Genomic DNA, 14,854 nt, shown 5'->3' on the forward strand with positions numbered 1-14,854 from the left:
GTTGCCGGAGGCACGACTCCACTAAGCTGCAGTCCCCGACCCGAGAGGGCCGCTGTGGACGTTTCACAACTTGACCGGATTCTGCTGGCTGGCGCTGCTGTGCTGCTGGTGGCGATTATTGCCGTCCGGTTGTCTGGGCGGTTGGGGTTGCCGTCGCTGCTGATCTACCTGGCGATGGGGGTGCTGCTGGGGGAGTCCGGGGCTGGGATCCAGTTCGAGGATGCTCAGCTGGCGCATGCGCTCGGGTTTGCGGCGCTGGTGATCATCCTGATCGAGGGCGGTCTGACCACCCGCTGGAACGAAGTACGGCCGGTGATGCCGATAGGTGTCGTGCTGGCGACTCTCGGCGTTGCCATCAGCGTGGGTGTGGTCGCGTGTGTCGCCCACTTCGTACTGGGCCTCGACTGGCAAATCTCGGTGCTGCTGGGCGCCGTCACGTCACCCACGGATGCCGCGGCCGTCTTCTCCGTACTGCGCCGCGTCAACGTCCGTCCGCGTCTGCGGGGGATGCTCGAGGCTGAGTCAGGCCTCAACGACGCTCCTACGGTGCTTCTGGTGACTCTGGTGAGCACTGACGGCCTCAAGGAGCACGGGCTGCCGTACTTCGCCGGCCTGGTCGTCTACGAGCTCGTGGTCGGCGCTGTGTTCGGCTTCGTGATCGGCTGGGCGGCAGTCGGGTTGCTCCGCAAGGTCGCCCTCGGCTCAGCCGGTCTGTACCCGCTCGCGATCGTCTCGCTCTGCTTCGTCTCGTACGCCGGTGGCACCGTCCTGCTGCACGTATCCGGGTTCGCCGCCGTCTACGTGACGAGCCTGATCCTCGGGCGCGCCGAGTTGCCGCACCGGATCGCGACCAGGTCCTTCGTCGACGGGTTCGCCTGGCTCGCGCAGATCGGGTTGTTCGTGATGCTCGGGCTGCTCGCGTCGCCGGGGCGGATCCAGCTGAACGACGTACTGCTCGCGCTGGTGATCGGGATCGCGGTCACCGTGGTCGGGCGGTTCGCGGCGGTGACCTTGTCGGTGTCGTGGTTCAAGATCCCGTGGCGGGAGCAGACCTTCGTCGCCTGGGCGGGGTTGCGCGGGGCGGTACCGATCGTGCTCGCGACGATCCCGTTGGCCGAGAAGGTGCCGCAGGCGGACCGGGTGTTCGATGTGGTCTTCGTGCTCGTACTTCTCTTCACCCTGCTGCAGGGGCCGTCGCTGCCTTGGCTGGCGAAGCGGTTGAAGGTGCTCGACGACAACGCGGCGCACGAGGTCGACATCGACGTGGCGCCGCTGGAGTCGCTGGGCGCGGACATGCTGCAGGTGCTGATCCCGAGCGAGTCGCGGCTGGCCGGCGTCGAGATCGGCGAACTGCGGCTGCCGCCGGGCGTGTCGGTGTCGCTGGTGATCCGCGACCAGAAGGCCTTCGTCCCCGAGCGCCGGACGGTACTCCGCGCAGGCGACGCCGTACTGGTCGTCGCCCCCTCAGCCCTGCGCGAGCCCACGGTCCGCCGCCTCCGAGCAGTCAGCCGGGCCGGCCGCCTAGCCGGCTGGTTCGGCGAACGCGGCCGCGAACAGCTCTAGCCACCTCCACCCCGACGCCCCACCGCGACCCGCGACCCGCGACCCGCGACATCTGAGGGGTTAACCCCTCAGATGGTGGGTTGCACGCTGAGAACCCGACCAGGCAACCCACCACTTGAGGGGTTAACCCCTCAAATATCGTGGGGCGAGGAGGGGGGAGGCGGTGCCTCGGAGGCGGTGCCAACCGCTCTCAGCTAGGACTCAGTTGGGGTTCTGGCCGGAGGGGACTGGTTGGCTGGGGCGGATGCTGGGGAGGCAGAGGGTGGTGTTCTTGGGGAGGGCGATCGACGGGAGGCCCTGCTCGCGCAGCCCCTGGTAGCCCTGGCCGAGGACGAGGTCGACGGTGTGGTCGGGGCGGGCGTCGGCGGTGGGCTTGAGCTTGCCCTTCACCTGGCCGGCGACGAGCCGCATCTCAGGACCGTTCGCCTCCGTGCCGCGCAGCGCGACGCCGGTGATCTTGTCGCCGTTCGGCTCGTTCGCGACCTTGGCGACGTGGAACCCGCGCTTGCGCAGGATCGCCGCCACGGCCCCCGCGCTCCCGGCCTTGGCGCCGCCGTTGTAGACGTTCACCGAGACCTGCTTGGGCGTGAGCCGGTCGTTCGCCATCTTGGTGTCGACGCAGTTCGGCTCGGCGCTCGTCTCGGTCAGCGAGTTCCAGCCCCACCAGGCGCCCCCGACCAGGACGCCGAGCAGCACCACCATGGTGATGGGCGTCCGCCAGTGGATCCCCGAGTGCGGACGCGGCTGTGGGTGGAAGGCGCTCATCTGACAGTCCCCCGACTCATCGACTCAGTCCACGACCAGGACCCGGGCGTGCAGGACGAGGCGCTGCTGCAGGGCCGCGCGCAGGGCGCGGTGCAGACCGTCCTCGAGGTACATCTCGCCTTTGAACTCGACCACGTGGGCGAACAGGTCGCCGTAGAAGGTCGAGTCCTCGTCGAGCAGCGCGTTGAGGTCCAAGGTGCCCTTCGTCGTGACGAGCTGGTCGAGCCGTACCTGCCTCGGTGGCAGCACAGACCAGTCCTTCGGCTTGTACCCGTGGTCCGGGTAAGGCCGTTCCTCGCCGACGCGCTTGAAGATCACCCACCGGAGTCTAGCGGGGGATGAGGGTCGGTGAGAGGTCAGGAATGTCACCGGAAAAAGACGCGCCGAGGACTCAACCTGGAGGGGGTCTCGGGCGTCTCATGGGGTTAAGGACTAGTTGGGGGAGAAAAATGAGGACTTTGACCCGAATAGGCGTCGGAATGGCCGCGCTCGCCGTGGTTGTCGCCGGTACTACGATCCCGGCCGACGCGCTCACCGTGACCCAGACCAAGGCGGCCCAGACCCGTCTGACCAAGCTCGGCTGCACCCCGGGGCCCGTCGACGGCAAGGCCGGCGCGATGACCCAGGCAGCCACGGTGCGGTTCCAGTCCGCCAACGCACTCAGCCAGACCGGTGCGATCAACAGTACGACGTACGCCCGGTTGCTGGCCTCCACGGCCAAGCGCTGTGACGTGCGCGCGGTACCCCGGCGTACCGGGGCAGGCCGCCGGATCGTGATCAGTCAGGGCCAGAACTGGGTCTGGCTGGTCGATGCCAAGGGCAAGGTGGTGCGCCAGGGCGGCATCATCGACAACCCGACGTACCTCAAGCCGGGCACCTACACGAGCGGGTCGAAGTGTGGCCGGGCGGCCCGGATCCGCAAGAACACCGATGGCGGCCGCCTCTACCTGAACAACTTCGTCCGGTTCGCGCCGTGCGGGATCGGCTTCCACCAGATCCCGACGTACAAGAGCAACGGCGCCCAGATCCACGCCGACTGGCTGCTCGGCACCAACTCCAAGGCCTCACACGGCTGCATCCGGGTCTCGGCCTCGATGTCGGCGACGATCTGGTCCTTCGCGGCGACTTCCGTCAGGGTCGTCGTCATCCGCTGACAAGAGCACCGAGTGCCCCGAGCGCACGGCTGCTCGATGTGGGCGTCGCCCAGGCACGCACCTCGCGGCACTGGCGAAGCATCCACGATGCTCCGCATCGAGGACGCTCCTCCAGCACCACGATGCACGCACCTGGACACCGCCCACATTCGAGCATCCGCGCGCTCGGGGCACTAGCATCTCGAACGCACGGGGAAGCTTCCCTTCGTACGTTCGAGAGGCACGCAGAGATGGCCGAGACAGCCGACGTCGTGGAGACCGTCAAGCAGGGGTACGCGTTCGGGGGGCCGGCGATCGAGCTGGGCGCGCTGCTGGTGGACGGTACGCCGAAACCCGAGGCGGCGGTCCGGATCCCGCTCTCGATGGTGAACCGGCACGGTCTGGTCGCCGGCGCCACCGGTACCGGTAAGACGAAGACCCTGCAGCTGATGGCCGAACAGCTGTCAGCTGCAGGGGTCGCCGTCTTCGCGGCCGACATCAAGGGCGACCTGTCCGGTATCTCGCAGCCGGGGCAGTCGAGCGACAAACTGCTCGACCGGACCAAGACGATCGGCCAGGAGTGGACCGCGACCGGCTTCCCGACCGAGTTCTACGCGCTCGGCGGGCAGGGCACCGGGATCCCGATCCGCGCGACGATCACGTCGTTCGGGCCGGTGCTGCTGTCGAAGGTGCTCGGGCTGAACGAAGTACAGGAGTCGTCGCTCGGGCTGATCTTCCACTACGCCGACTCGCAGGGCCTGACGTTGCTGGACCTGAAGGATCTGCGGTCGGTGATCACGCACCTGACCAGCGACGAGGGCAAGGGCGACCTGAAGGACCTCGGTGGGCTGTCCGCGGCGACGGCCGGGGTGATCCTGCGGTCGCTGATCGGGTTCGCCGACCAGGGTGCGGAGGCGTTCTTCGGTGAGCCGGAGTTCGACACCGCCGACCTGATGCAACAGCGCGACGGCAAGGGCGTCGTGTCGCTGCTCGAGCTGCCCAACCTGCAGGACCGGCCGGCGCTGTTCTCGACCTTCCTGATGTGGCTGCTGGCCGACCTGTTCCACGACCTGCCCGAGGTCGGCGATGTGGACAAGCCGAAGCTGGTGTTCTTCTTCGACGAGGCGCACCTGCTGTTCGCGGATGCGTCGAAGGCGTTCCTGAGCTCGATCGCGCAGACCGTGCGGCTGATCCGGTCGAAGGGGGTCGGCGTCTTCTTCGTCACCCAGACGCCGAAGGACGTGCCGGACGACGTACTGGCGCAGCTCGGCTCACGCGTCCAGCACCAGTTGCGGGCGCACACCCCGAACGACGCGAAGGCGCTGAAGGCGACCGTATCGACCTTCCCGAACTCGTCGTACGACCTGGGCGAGGTACTGACGCAGCTCGGCATCGGCGAGGCGATCGTGACGGTGATGAACGAGAAGGGCGCGCCGACCCCGGTCGCGTGGACCCGGTTGCGCGCACCCCAGTCGCTGATGGCTCCCGCTTCCGCCGAGCAGTTGACGGCCGCGGTACAGGCCTCTGCCGGCAACGCGAAGTACACCGAGGTCATCGATCGCGAATCGGCCTACGAGAAGCTCGCCGCTCGCGTTCAGGCCGGCGCCCAGCAAGCCGAAGAAGAAGCCAAGAACGCGCCCGAGCCCAAGGCGGCCCCGGCTCCCCGCGCCCAGAAGCACGAGAAGTCGATGGTCGAGCAGGTAGTCGGCTCCTCAGCCTTCAAACAGTTCGCCCGTACCGCCGGCCGCGAAATCGTCCGCGGCCTCTTCGGCGCCGCCCGCCGCAAGCGCTGACCTTCTCATCGTCGGAGCGCCGCAACCCCTCGGGGTGCGGCGCTTTTACGATCCTGGGGGTGCACTATTCGACCGTGCTCGAACAGTCACCGTGGGTACGTCGATCATTGATCCTTGATCAAACGACTGAATCCTCAACGAGTGACTTTCGTTTCCAACTGGTTATCCACAGCACGCCGTAGCGGATTGGGGCCAAGCCCTCACTCGACGTACCGTGAGAGGCAATGGTCGCGCAGAGTAGGCGAGCGGTACGTTCCTGGGCGCTGTGGACGCTGTCGGTCCCAGCGCTCGGCCTGGTCGTGCTCGTCGACCTCGCAGCGATCGCGTACGGCTTCGGGGCCTTCTCCGGCGTACTGTCCTGGCGCGGCATCGCGGTGGTCCTCGCGCTGACGGGATCGGCGCTGATCTCGGTCGAGGGCGCGCGCCGGGTCGAGAGCCGGCGCCGACGTGGTGGCGCGCTGCACAAGGATCTCGCGCCGGCCTGGATGATCGCGGCCGCGCTGATCCTGCAGCCGGCGCTGGCGATCATCGTCGTCCTGCTGCTGCGGAGCTGGTGGCGGATCCGGGCCGGCAAGTGCATCCCGTACCGCTGGGTCTTCTCCACCGCGGTCTGCGTGCTCGCCGTCGGCGCCGCGCACGCCGTCCACAAGTCGGCGATGGACCTGACCGGTGGCGGCGATCTCGGTCTGGTGCTCTCGATGGCCGGCGGCGCGCTCGCGTACCTCGCGACGGACACCCTGCTCTGCGGGCTGGCGATCTCGCTGATCGTGCCGGGGAGCAGCCGGCAGGACGCGATCGGCGACAAGGACGACCTGTGCGTCGACGCGACGGCCGGGACGCTCGGCTGTCTGCTCGCGGCGGCGACCCTGGTCAGCCCGTGGTTCGCCTTCATCGCGATCCCGATCACGCTGACCGCCCAGCGCGCGTTGCTGCTCGGCCAGCTGGAGACCGAGGCGCAGACCGATCCGAAGACGAGCCTCGGGCGGATCGACTGGTGGCGCCGCCGGACCGAGGAGATGCTCCGGGCATCCCGCACCCAGCGCGAGTCGATGGCCGTGCTGCTGATCGACATCGATCACTTCAAGCAGGTCAACGACCGGCACGGCCACCTGGTCGGCGACGAAGCACTGCGGGCAGTCGCGACGATCCTGCGTTCGGCGATCCGTACCAAGGATGTGATCGGCCGGTTCGGCGGCGAGGAGTTCGTCATCGCCCTGCCCGACACCGACCTGGACGATGCCACGGTGACCGCCGACCGCCTTCGTACAGCCGTCGCCGCCAGCCCTCTCGCGGCGATGTGCGCCGGCGTACTGGACGATCCCGACCTCGACCCGGACACGTTCCGCCTCACCGTCTCCATCGGCGTGGCCGTCTATCCGGCCGACGGCAGCACGGTTGACGACCTGCTCCTCCGAGCCGACCGAGCCATGTACGCCGCCAAGGCCGCCGGCCGGGACCGGGTCCGCCTGGCCGCCGACCTCAACCGCCACCCCCAACCGGCCACCCCAGCCCTCCCACGCCCGACGCCGGCGGATCTCCAGCACCGCTAGAACTTTCCTCGGCCCACGCAGAACCTTTTGCGGACCGAGGGCGTCTTCAGTGTGGGGCGTGCGGTTGAGGACGGAGAGTGGATGCAGCGGGCTGTGGGTCGGGATGAGGACTTCACGGCCTTTGTGCTTGCCAGATCCGGGCAGTTGGTGCACTTCGCGCGGATGCTGTGCGGGGATGCCGGGCTGGCGGAGGACCTGGTGCAGACGGCGCTGGAGAAGGCGTACCTGCGCTGGGACCGGATCGAGCTCGGCGACCCTTTCGCGTATGTCCGGCAGGCCGTCGTCAATCAGCATTTGTCCTGGGTCCGGCGCCGGCTGTGGCGGGAGCGCCCGCGGGGAAGTGCGGCCGAGCTCGACGAGGAGCTCGGGTTCTCGGTGTCCGGGCGGACTGCGGACCCGAGTGTTGCTGTCGACCACCGAATCGCCATCGCCGGAGCCCTGGCGACGCTGACCAGAAGGGAGCGGACCGTGGTCGTACTGCGCTATGTCGAAGACCTGACCGAGGCGCAGACCGCGGCCACCCTGGGCATCGCGGTGGGAACGGTGAAGAGCGCCAACGCCCGGGCGCTCCAGAAGTTGCGGGTCGCCCCCGAGCTGAGCGGCAGCTACGCGGGAGAACAGTCATGAACAACGAAGACCTGCGGGAGGCATTGCGCCCACCGATCGACGTCGGCCCGCTCGACCCGGCGAAGGTGATCGCCGGAGCGCAGCGCAGACGCCGGCGCGGCATCGCGACCATCGGCGCGGCCGCGGGCGCAGTACTGGCTGTCGTTGCCGTGAGTGTGATCGTCGGGACCCGGCCCAGTGACCCACCGGTCATCAATCAGCCGGTCGTGCCGTCGACCAGTACGCCGACGCCGAAGGCCACCCCGCCACCGATGCCGACGCCGGCGACGCCGAGCAATGCGCAGACGCCGAGTCCACCGCCGGGCAACACACCGCCGCCGGTCGTGCCGACGGCCAAATCACCGTCAGCGCATCCGACCAGGACGCCGACGCCACCGACCGGAAAACCGAGTGCTCCGGTGCCGCTGAGCCCGCAGTCGGTCAGCAAGACGAATACGCCGGCCACGCCACCTGCAACCTAGGACTCGCGTCAATCGTTGCCTGTGGCAACATTGTGAGATAGCCGTCGACCCAGCAGAACCTTTTGTGTGGTGGGTCGCGTCCTTCAGCCCGACAGCAAGAAAACTTTGCGGAGGGCAACAATGACGAAGACCCTGATCAAGCAGCTGGCGGCCGGCGGGCTGGTGGTCGCGGCGCTGGTTGGTGGCGCGATAGCGGCTGCGGCGGCCACGGACGGCGGAGGGCCGACCGGCAAGCCGAGCGTTCAGGCGCCGAGCAACACCCCGCAGCCGGTGGAGCCACCGACTGCCAAACCTCCGCAGGTGCCAGGCGAGACGCCCCCGCGGCCGCCGACCGCCAAGCCTTCGCGGGTTCCGGGTGCGACGCCGACGCCGATCGCGACGCCTCCGCAGCCGCCGGCCGCGACGCCCCCGCAGTCGCCGACCGCCAAGCCTTCGCAGTGGCCGGGTGCGACGCCCTCGAAGGTTCCGGGTGCGACGCCGACGCCGATGGCGACGCCTCCGCAGCCGCCGACCGCGGCACCTACCCCGCGACAGACGCCGAGCAACCCGCCGTACCCGAAGCCGCCCACCAAGTCCCCGTCTCAGGGCAAGTGAGCCGGTACGTCCGAAGAACCGGAGCCAAGGGGTGCTCCGGTACTTCGGACGTAAAGGTCAGCAGGCGCCGAAGCTACCCGCCGAGATCCAGGCCTTCGAGACGTACATGCCGGCATGGACGCGCAGCCACACGTTGGTCGTGCCCTGCGAACCGGTGACGCTCTGGCCGGTGGTCTGGCATTCGACCGTCACCTGCGCCGACTTGCCCGCCATCCCGACGACCGCGCCGCTCGAGCTGGCCGAGTTGCGCACGTTCAGATAGCCCGACGTGATCGACACGGTCCCGCGTCCACCGTCGCCGGTCCACAGGTACGTCGCGTCCACCCACGAGTTGTCCGCGAGCTTCAGCGCATCCCAGAACACGCCGTCCGCAAGGTCGATGCCGGCCGGGTTGGCGACCGTACGGCCGAACTGGTCCTTCCCGCCGTTGTAGCCGTTCTGGTACGCCGCTTGCGCCTCGGGCTTGCCCTGCGCGAGGTCCTTCCACATCTCCCGGGTGGCACTCGGGTTCCAGTAGTCGTCCTTGGTGTTCCACGGCCCGACGTCCCACACCGGCTCGAAGGCGCACCGGCTCGCGGTGCAGACCTTGACCGTGTAGTTGCCCGATCCGTTGTTCGCCAGCCCGCGGCGCGACGGCAGCGCGACGAAGTGGTCCCGGCTGGCGATGACGTGCCCGTTGGCCGTCGTACCGCCGACCAGACCCTCGCGAGTCGCGAAGACGTGCGACTTGATCGGCGCCGCCTGGATCGTCATCCTGCTGGCGGCGGCCTTGCCCGTGGGCTGCACGCTGACATCGCTGATCCATGGGCTGCCACCCTGCGGCGGCGCGACCACGATGATCCTGAGCTGGACCTGGTCACTGGCGTCAGGCAGCGCGGTTGGCTGACCTGCCTTGGCGGGCGTCCATTCCGACCAACGGTCTTTGACCAGAGCCCGTACGTCGACCTCAGCCGTCGACAGGTCCGGCGTACCGGCGGTGTAGTCGACCACGACGGCTGAGGTGGGCGAGGCGAACCGTACTGGCGTGAGGTTGGCGATGCCCGAGCGCTGCCGTACCTCGACCGAGCCCATCGAAGCCGGTGCGTCGCCGAGGATGATCCGCTGCCCGTCGACCCGGACGTTGGTCGAACCGTCCACGGGTTGGGCAGCCAGATTGACCGGGTCGGTCGGGCTTGCTGAGCTGGGTCCGGCCGCGAGCGCGAGCGGAGTGATGGCGACGGCGACGGCCAGGCAGGCGGCCGCTCGCAGCTTGGCGGTGAGATGCATGACAAGTACCTCCGGGGCGGTGAAGGTCACCGGGTGCAGCCACCCGGTGCACCCAATGTGACAAACAAACCGTCCCTATGTATAGCTCGTAGATAAATTTCCGACAATTAGTTGGTGACGAACAGAACCTAACCGGTGACCCAGCGGGTTCTAACGGGTGTGACAGAGGCTGAGGAGAATCGATGACCCGGACCGCGGACGCCGACTTCGAGCATTTCGTGCGGGCCCAGTCGACCCGATTGCTCCGGTTCGCGGAGATGTTGTGCGGGGACCGGCACACGGCCGAGGATCTCGTGCAGCAAGCGTTGATGCGGTCCTACCCGAAGTGGCACCGGATCGACGGTGACCCGCTTCGCTACGTACGCCGGGTGCTGGTGAACCGGTTCTTGTCAGCGTCTCGCCGGCACTGGTCCAACGAGGTTCCGAGTGACCCGGTCGACAACGACTGGGACCACCGCGAGGTCGCTGACTTCTCCGCGGCGGTGCAGACCAGGGAGGCCGTACTCGCGGCCCTGGCGGGTCTGACCGTCAAGGAGCGAGCAGTGGTCGCCCTGCGCTACTCGCAGGACCTCTCCGAGGCCGAGACCGCCGAGTTGCTCGGCATGGCCGCCGGGACCGTCAAGAGCACCGCGTCCCGCGCACTGGCCAAGCTGCGTCTGGCACCCGACCTGATCGACACCACTGTTGGAGGAAACCTATGACCGACGAGCAGCGGGTGCGCAGCGCGCTCGAGTACGACCTGGAGCCCTGGCAGCCCGACCCGGCCGACCTGATGCGTCGCGGCCGACGGCTCGCCTGGCTCCGCCGAGGACTGGCCGCGGCGGGCGTGACTGCCCTCGCCGGCACTGTCGCAACAGTGTCCGCCGCGGTCGGGGGACCTGCCGACGTCAAGAACCTGCTGGCCGGTGGCGGCAAGCCGCCGGTGCCGGTCACGGTCCCCACCGACACCCCGTCGGTCGACCCGACCTGCCTGCCGAAGGTACCGGGCAAGGTGCCGAGCAAGGTGGAGGTGTCTGTCAGCGTCCAGGTGCCGCCGGTGAAGAAGCCGCATGTGCCGGTGCCGACCGCGAAGCCGACGCTGCCGGGCAAGCCGAGCCTGCCGCCGGTACCGACCACCAAGCCGACACTGCCCGGCAAGGTTCACCTGCCGCACGTCGCAACGCCTTCGCTGCCAGGGAAGCCGAGCAAGCCGACCCTGCCGCCGGTACCGACCACCAAGCCGACGCTGCCGGGCAAGCCGACCCTGCCGCCGGTACCGACCACCAAGCCGACGCTGCCGGGCAAGCCGTCGCTTCCCCCGGTGCCGACGACCAAGCCGACGCTGCCGAAGCTCCCGACCACTAAGCCGTCCCTGCCAGGCAAGCCGACCCTGCCGTCCGTACCGCCGGTACCGACGCAGAAGCCGACGCTGCCGGGCAAGCCGACGCTCCCCCCGGTGCCGACTGCCAAGCCGACGGTACCGCCGTGCGTCGATGTCCCGGTCCCGACCGCCAAGCCATCACTCCCCGGCAAGCCGGAGCTCCCGCCGGTACCGACCACCGCCCCTTCCCTGCCAGGGAAGCCCGGTAAGCCCACCCTCCCGTCCGTACCCCCAGTACCGACGACGAAGCCGACCCTGCCGGGTAAGCCGACCCTCCCGCCGGTACCGACCACCAAGCCCACCCTCCCCAAGCCGTCGTGGCCCACCACCACCCCGAGCTTGCCCACCAAGCCCCACAACCCGTTGCCGACCGGTACCCCCTCCTTCAACCGGTAGGCCTTCCCCCCGAAAAGGCCGATGGAGCCACTGGGCGAGCAGAGAGATTCGACCTCTACTCCCCGGTGGCTCCATCAGCCAACTCCCGCGCGACATCAAGCTGCCCGACATGCCGCGCGTACTCCTGCAACACATGAAACAGAATCCAGTTCAAGGTCGGCCCCTCCGCGTCGAACCGCCCACCGATGGCGGCCTTCGCGGCGAGGTCTCCGGTGACGATCTCCCGGGCCCGCACACCGCCATCGCGCAGCGCTGCCAGCAATCCATCGAGCGTGTCCGATGGCTCCAGCAGCCAGGGCCCGTCGTCGATTCCGGCGGAGTCGGCGAACGGCTCCTCGAAGGGCTCGGCCGCGAACCCCCACCGCAACCATCGTCGCTCCATGAAGACGAGGTGCTTCAGCAGCTCCAGTGGGGACCAGCCGGATGGGAGCCGGCTGGTCCGAAGCTCGAGGTCGCTCAGCCCGGCGAGTTTGCGCGCGACCGTCTCGCGATAGAAGTCCAGCCAGGCCAGGTGGAGTTCGCGGGTGTCTCCGAGTTGGTCGTCCGGCAGCATCAGGTCTCCCGGAGGTACTCGGCGGTCTTCTCGTCGGCGGGGAAGAAGGACTCGATCATCAGCTCCGAGACGGTCACATCCAGTGGGGTGCCGAAGGTGGCGATTGTGGTGAGGAGCGAGAGGTCGTGATCGCGGTGGCGGAGCTTCATCGGTACTACGACCTCGGCGGCTGCGGCGAGGTCGGTGCGCTCGCCACCGGAGTACTGGCGTAGCTCGTCGTACAGGTCCTGGAGGTCGGGGTCTGCGGTGCTGGCGACCTGGCGGTGGAGGCTGGTCAGGACGCTGGCGCGGACTTCAGGGAGGTTGCCGATCCGGGGCGCCAGGCCGTCGGGGTGCAAGGTCAGGCGCAGGGCGTTGATCGGTGGTTTGAGCAGCTCGGCTGAGACTCCGTCGGTGAACAGCGCGATGCCCGCGTTCGCCTCGACGATGTTCCACCAGCGGTCGACGACCAAGGCCGGGTACGGCTCGTGGGCCTTGAGTAGTCGCCGCAGCGCTTCCCGGATCGCCAGCATCGCCGGTGAATGCAGCGACGCCTCGGAGTAGATCGGCGCATAACCGCCGGCCAGCAGCAACTGGTTGCGATCCCGCAGCGGTACTTCGAGATGCTCCGCCAACCGCAGCACCATCTCCCGGCTCGGCTTCGACCGCCCGGTCTCGACGAAACTCACATGCCGGGTGGACACCTCGACCTGGTTGGCCAGGTCGAGTTGGCTGAGCCGACGGCGCTCGCGCCAACCGCGCAGCAGCTCACCCACCGGGCGCTGGAACGTCTCGTCGATCGTCGCGGTCATGCCACGACCGTAACCGCTGAGGTGGTCACCGCCATTACCTCCGACGTCATCGACCGTCGACGCCATCCGGCGGCAAGGTTCTGGTCATCGCAAACGACCGAACCGAGGAGAAACACCATGAACGCCAGCACGATCGCCAGCCAGTACTTCGCGATGTGGAACGAGGCCGACGCCGACGCGAGGGCCGCCATCATCGAGCAGACCTGGTCCACCGACGGCTCCTTCACCGACCCGAGCTTCGAGGTCACCGGCCACGAGGGTCTGACCAAGATGGTCGAGACCGCCCACCAGATGTTCCCCGGTCACGCCTTCTCCCTCACCGGCCAGGTCCAGGAGCACCACAACCGCCTCCGCTGGTCCTGGCACCTCGCCGCCGCCGGCCAGCAACCCGTCGCCGGCGGCACCGACGTCGTCACCCTGACCGACGACGGCAAGATCCACGAGGTAATCGGCTTCATCGACTTCGCCCCAGCCGGGCACTAGATCTCAGGGATCGGCAGGGGTCTCGCCGGATGCCTTGCCGTCCGTCCTGGAGTCTAGGTTCGGGGTATGGAGAAACGCTGGTACGCAGGGGTTTCGGCGATGGTGGTTGCCGTTGGCACCATTGGGGCGGTGTTGGTGCCCGATAGTGCAACGGCGGCAACCGCCACGCCGGCGGGGGTCAGTTGGAGTGAATGCAAGCCGGGTGGGGTGGAGCAGTGCGGCAAGTTGCGGGTGCCGTTGGATTGGGCGAAGCCGGCCGGGCGGACGATCGAGATCGCGGTGGCGCGGGTGCCGGCGAAGGATCAGGCGCACAAGCTCGGGTCGTTGATGTTCAATCCGGGTGGACCGGGCGGCGGCGGGGCGCAGGCCTTGGCTCAGGGGGCGGCTGACAAGTTCTTCACGGAGTACCGGGATCGGTACGACGTGGTCAGCTTCGACCCGCGGGGGTCGGGAGATGGCAGCCTCGATTGTGGGCCGGTGTTGCGTCCCGGAGTACCGGTGTTTCCGAAGAACAAGGCTGAGTACGACGCGATGGTCGCTTCCAGTCGGGCGACCGGGCTGCAGTGTCTCAAGCAGCATGGCGAATTGATGCGCAATCTCGATACCCGCACCGCCGCTCGCGATATGGATGCCTTTCGCGCTGCACTCGGCGATGACAAGCTCAATTACCTCGGCGTCTCGTACGGGTCCTATCTCGGTACTACGTACGCGCAGCTCTTCCCGCAGCGCGTCGGACGGATGGTGCTCGACGGGATCCTCGATCACGCTCAGGGGCCGACCCGGCTGATGCTGGCCGAGGCGAAGGCGATGGAGAAGAGCTTCGACAAGTTCGCCGCCTGGTGCTCTGCCGATGCGCAGTGCGCACTGCACGGCCAAGACGTCGGGGCAGCTTGGGACAAGGTGGTTGCCAAGGCTGACAAGACTCCGCTGCAGGTGCCTGGTTATGGACCGGTCACCGGCGACGTGATGCGGATGAGCCTGCCGAGTCTCCTGCCGCGGGTGGATCGCGCCGGTGATGTCTGGGGTGCCCTCGCGCAGGCGATCGCGCTCGCAGCGAACGGGGACGGCTCGCTGTTCGCTGAGCTGACGTATGTGGGCGATCCCGGTACGGAGTACGTCGCGGTGTCCTGCATGGACTTCCCCGGTCAGCTGACCGGGTACGCCGATGCGAAGGCCCGAATGGCCAGAGCCAAGAAGATCGCACCGCGGGTCGGGGCGGCCGTCGAGGACTGGGCGATCACCGCTGCGTGCGCAGGCTGGCCGATCAAGCCGAGCAACCCGTGGCAGCCGACGCCGGTGAAGGGCATCCCGCCGATCCTGATCACGTCGACCACGGTCGACGGGTCGACGCCGCTGTCGCAGGCCAAGGGGCTGGCTCGGCAGATCGCGGGCAGCCACCTGCTCGTCGCCAACGCCTACGGTCATACGACGTTCTTCAACGCGCCTTGCGCCCAGGCCGCGATGGTGACCTATCTGATCGACGGCAAGCTCCCACCGAAGCGATCCACCTGCTGAGTGC

Annotated in this window: 16 protein-coding genes; 11 read left to right on the forward strand and 5 right to left on the reverse strand. The window is 68.3% G+C overall.

The window, feature by feature from the left end:
* Positions 1-54 precede the first annotated feature (54 nt).
* Complete coding sequence (locus OHA70_RS13710; protein WP_328332339.1) at positions 55-1,563, forward strand: potassium/proton antiporter; 1,509 nt, start codon at positions 55-57, stop codon at positions 1,561-1,563.
* A 201-nt stretch (positions 1,564-1,764) separates the two neighbouring features.
* Here OHA70_RS13710 and OHA70_RS13715 read toward each other — a convergent pair whose 3' ends face one another.
* Both OHA70_RS13715 and OHA70_RS13720 read right to left on the reverse strand, forming a co-directional pair.
* Entirely contained in the window at positions 1,765-2,328 is a 564-nt protein-coding gene (locus OHA70_RS13715; protein WP_328332341.1) for a LytR C-terminal domain-containing protein, read from the reverse strand.
* Positions 2,329-2,352: 24 nt separating this feature from the next.
* Positions 2,353-2,646 carry a type II toxin-antitoxin system VapB family antitoxin gene (locus OHA70_RS13720; protein ID WP_020388608.1) on the reverse strand — a complete coding sequence of 98 codons (294 nt, stop codon included), beginning with the start codon at positions 2,644-2,646 and terminating at the stop codon, positions 2,353-2,355.
* A gap of 131 nt (positions 2,647-2,777) precedes the next feature.
* On the opposite strand from OHA70_RS13720, the gene OHA70_RS13725 reads away from it, so the two are divergent.
* The 6 genes from OHA70_RS13725 to OHA70_RS13750 all read left to right on the forward strand — a co-directional run bounded on the left by OHA70_RS13725 (position 2,778) and on the right by OHA70_RS13750 (position 8,486).
* On the forward strand, positions 2,778-3,482 hold the full coding sequence (locus OHA70_RS13725) for a L,D-transpeptidase family protein (protein ID WP_328332345.1): 705 nt from the start codon (positions 2,778-2,780) through the stop codon (positions 3,480-3,482).
* A 230-nt stretch (positions 3,483-3,712) separates the two neighbouring features.
* On the forward strand, positions 3,713-5,254 hold the full coding sequence (locus OHA70_RS13730; RefSeq protein ID WP_328332347.1) for a helicase HerA-like domain-containing protein: 1,542 nt from the start codon (positions 3,713-3,715) through the stop codon (positions 5,252-5,254).
* A gap of 224 nt (positions 5,255-5,478) precedes the next feature.
* Positions 5,479-6,804 (forward strand): GGDEF domain-containing protein, encoded by a 1,326-nt coding sequence (locus OHA70_RS13735; RefSeq protein ID WP_328332349.1) that lies wholly within the window; start codon positions 5,479-5,481, stop codon positions 6,802-6,804.
* Positions 6,805-6,885: 81 nt separating this feature from the next.
* Entirely contained in the window at positions 6,886-7,431 is a 546-nt protein-coding gene (locus OHA70_RS13740) for a SigE family RNA polymerase sigma factor (protein WP_328332351.1), read from the forward strand.
* Entirely contained in the window at positions 7,428-7,892 is a 465-nt protein-coding gene (locus OHA70_RS13745; protein ID WP_328332353.1) for a hypothetical protein, read from the forward strand. Before OHA70_RS13740 ends, OHA70_RS13745 begins: the two co-directional genes overlap by 4 nt.
* 120 nt (positions 7,893-8,012) lie before the next feature.
* The gene (locus OHA70_RS13750) at positions 8,013-8,486 is read left to right on the forward strand and encodes a hypothetical protein (protein ID WP_328332355.1); all 474 of its coding nucleotides are present in this window, start codon (positions 8,013-8,015) and stop codon (positions 8,484-8,486) included.
* A 57-nt stretch (positions 8,487-8,543) separates the two neighbouring features.
* On the opposite strand, the gene OHA70_RS13755 is transcribed toward OHA70_RS13750, so the two are convergent.
* Positions 8,544-9,752 carry a hypothetical protein gene (locus tag OHA70_RS13755; protein WP_328332357.1) on the reverse strand — a complete coding sequence of 403 codons (1,209 nt, stop codon included), beginning with the start codon at positions 9,750-9,752 and terminating at the stop codon, positions 8,544-8,546.
* 182 nt (positions 9,753-9,934) lie between these two features.
* Between OHA70_RS13755 and OHA70_RS13760 the strand changes: the two genes are divergently transcribed.
* Both OHA70_RS13760 and OHA70_RS13765 read left to right on the forward strand, forming a co-directional pair.
* Positions 9,935-10,453 (forward strand): SigE family RNA polymerase sigma factor, encoded by a 519-nt coding sequence (locus OHA70_RS13760; RefSeq protein WP_328332359.1) that lies wholly within the window; start codon positions 9,935-9,937, stop codon positions 10,451-10,453.
* On the forward strand, positions 10,450-11,508 hold the full coding sequence (locus OHA70_RS13765) for a hypothetical protein (protein ID WP_328332361.1): 1,059 nt from the start codon (positions 10,450-10,452) through the stop codon (positions 11,506-11,508). Before OHA70_RS13760 ends, OHA70_RS13765 begins: the two co-directional genes overlap by 4 nt.
* A gap of 55 nt (positions 11,509-11,563) precedes the next feature.
* Here the strand turns inward: OHA70_RS13765 and OHA70_RS13770 are convergent, their stop codons facing one another.
* Both OHA70_RS13770 and OHA70_RS13775 read right to left on the reverse strand, forming a co-directional pair.
* Positions 11,564-12,061, reverse strand: a complete 498-nt coding sequence (locus OHA70_RS13770) for a DinB family protein (RefSeq protein ID WP_328332363.1) — start codon at positions 12,059-12,061, stop codon at positions 11,564-11,566.
* Positions 12,061-12,852 carry a helix-turn-helix transcriptional regulator gene (locus tag OHA70_RS13775; RefSeq protein ID WP_328332365.1) on the reverse strand — a complete coding sequence of 264 codons (792 nt, stop codon included), beginning with the start codon at positions 12,850-12,852 and terminating at the stop codon, positions 12,061-12,063. The genes OHA70_RS13770 and OHA70_RS13775 overlap by 1 nt, the downstream gene beginning before the upstream one ends.
* A gap of 117 nt (positions 12,853-12,969) precedes the next feature.
* Between OHA70_RS13775 and OHA70_RS13780 the strand changes: the two genes are divergently transcribed.
* Together OHA70_RS13780 and OHA70_RS13785 are read left to right on the forward strand one after the other, a co-directional pair.
* Positions 12,970-13,335, forward strand: a complete 366-nt coding sequence (locus tag OHA70_RS13780) for a nuclear transport factor 2 family protein (RefSeq protein ID WP_328332367.1) — start codon at positions 12,970-12,972, stop codon at positions 13,333-13,335.
* 66 nt (positions 13,336-13,401) lie between these two features.
* Positions 13,402-14,850 (forward strand): alpha/beta hydrolase, encoded by a 1,449-nt coding sequence (locus tag OHA70_RS13785; protein WP_328332369.1) that lies wholly within the window; start codon positions 13,402-13,404, stop codon positions 14,848-14,850.
* Positions 14,851-14,854: the final 4 nt, after the last annotated feature.

The sequence above is a fragment of the Kribbella sp. NBC_00382 genome (genome assembly GCF_036067295.1).
Lineage (GTDB): Bacteria > Actinomycetota > Actinomycetes > Propionibacteriales > Kribbellaceae > Kribbella.

Excerpts from the sequence above, each read along its gene's own strand:
- OHA70_RS13770 (WP_328332363.1), bottom strand. The coding sequence starts at position 12,061 with ATGCTGCCGGACGACCAACTCGGAGACACCCGCGAACTCCACCTGGCC.
- OHA70_RS13760 (WP_328332359.1), top strand. The coding sequence starts at position 9,935 with ATGACCCGGACCGCGGACGCCGACTTCGAGCATTTCGTGCGGGCCCAG.
- OHA70_RS13740 (WP_328332351.1), top strand. The coding sequence starts at position 6,886 with ATGCAGCGGGCTGTGGGTCGGGATGAGGACTTCACGGCCTTTGTGCTT.
- OHA70_RS13785 (WP_328332369.1), top strand. The coding sequence starts at position 13,402 with ATGGAGAAACGCTGGTACGCAGGGGTTTCGGCGATGGTGGTTGCCGTT.
- OHA70_RS13750 (WP_328332355.1), top strand. The coding sequence starts at position 8,013 with ATGACGAAGACCCTGATCAAGCAGCTGGCGGCCGGCGGGCTGGTGGTC.
- OHA70_RS13765 (WP_328332361.1), top strand. The coding sequence starts at position 10,450 with ATGACCGACGAGCAGCGGGTGCGCAGCGCGCTCGAGTACGACCTGGAG.
- OHA70_RS13725 (WP_328332345.1), top strand. The coding sequence starts at position 2,778 with ATGAGGACTTTGACCCGAATAGGCGTCGGAATGGCCGCGCTCGCCGTG.
- OHA70_RS13775 (WP_328332365.1), bottom strand. The coding sequence starts at position 12,852 with ATGACCGCGACGATCGACGAGACGTTCCAGCGCCCGGTGGGTGAGCTG.
- OHA70_RS13755 (WP_328332357.1), bottom strand. The coding sequence starts at position 9,752 with ATGCATCTCACCGCCAAGCTGCGAGCGGCCGCCTGCCTGGCCGTCGCC.
- OHA70_RS13730 (WP_328332347.1), top strand. The coding sequence starts at position 3,713 with ATGGCCGAGACAGCCGACGTCGTGGAGACCGTCAAGCAGGGGTACGCG.
- OHA70_RS13715 (WP_328332341.1), bottom strand. The coding sequence starts at position 2,328 with ATGAGCGCCTTCCACCCACAGCCGCGTCCGCACTCGGGGATCCACTGG.
- OHA70_RS13745 (WP_328332353.1), top strand. The coding sequence starts at position 7,428 with ATGAACAACGAAGACCTGCGGGAGGCATTGCGCCCACCGATCGACGTC.
- OHA70_RS13780 (WP_328332367.1), top strand. The coding sequence starts at position 12,970 with ATGAACGCCAGCACGATCGCCAGCCAGTACTTCGCGATGTGGAACGAG.
- OHA70_RS13735 (WP_328332349.1), top strand. The coding sequence starts at position 5,479 with ATGGTCGCGCAGAGTAGGCGAGCGGTACGTTCCTGGGCGCTGTGGACG.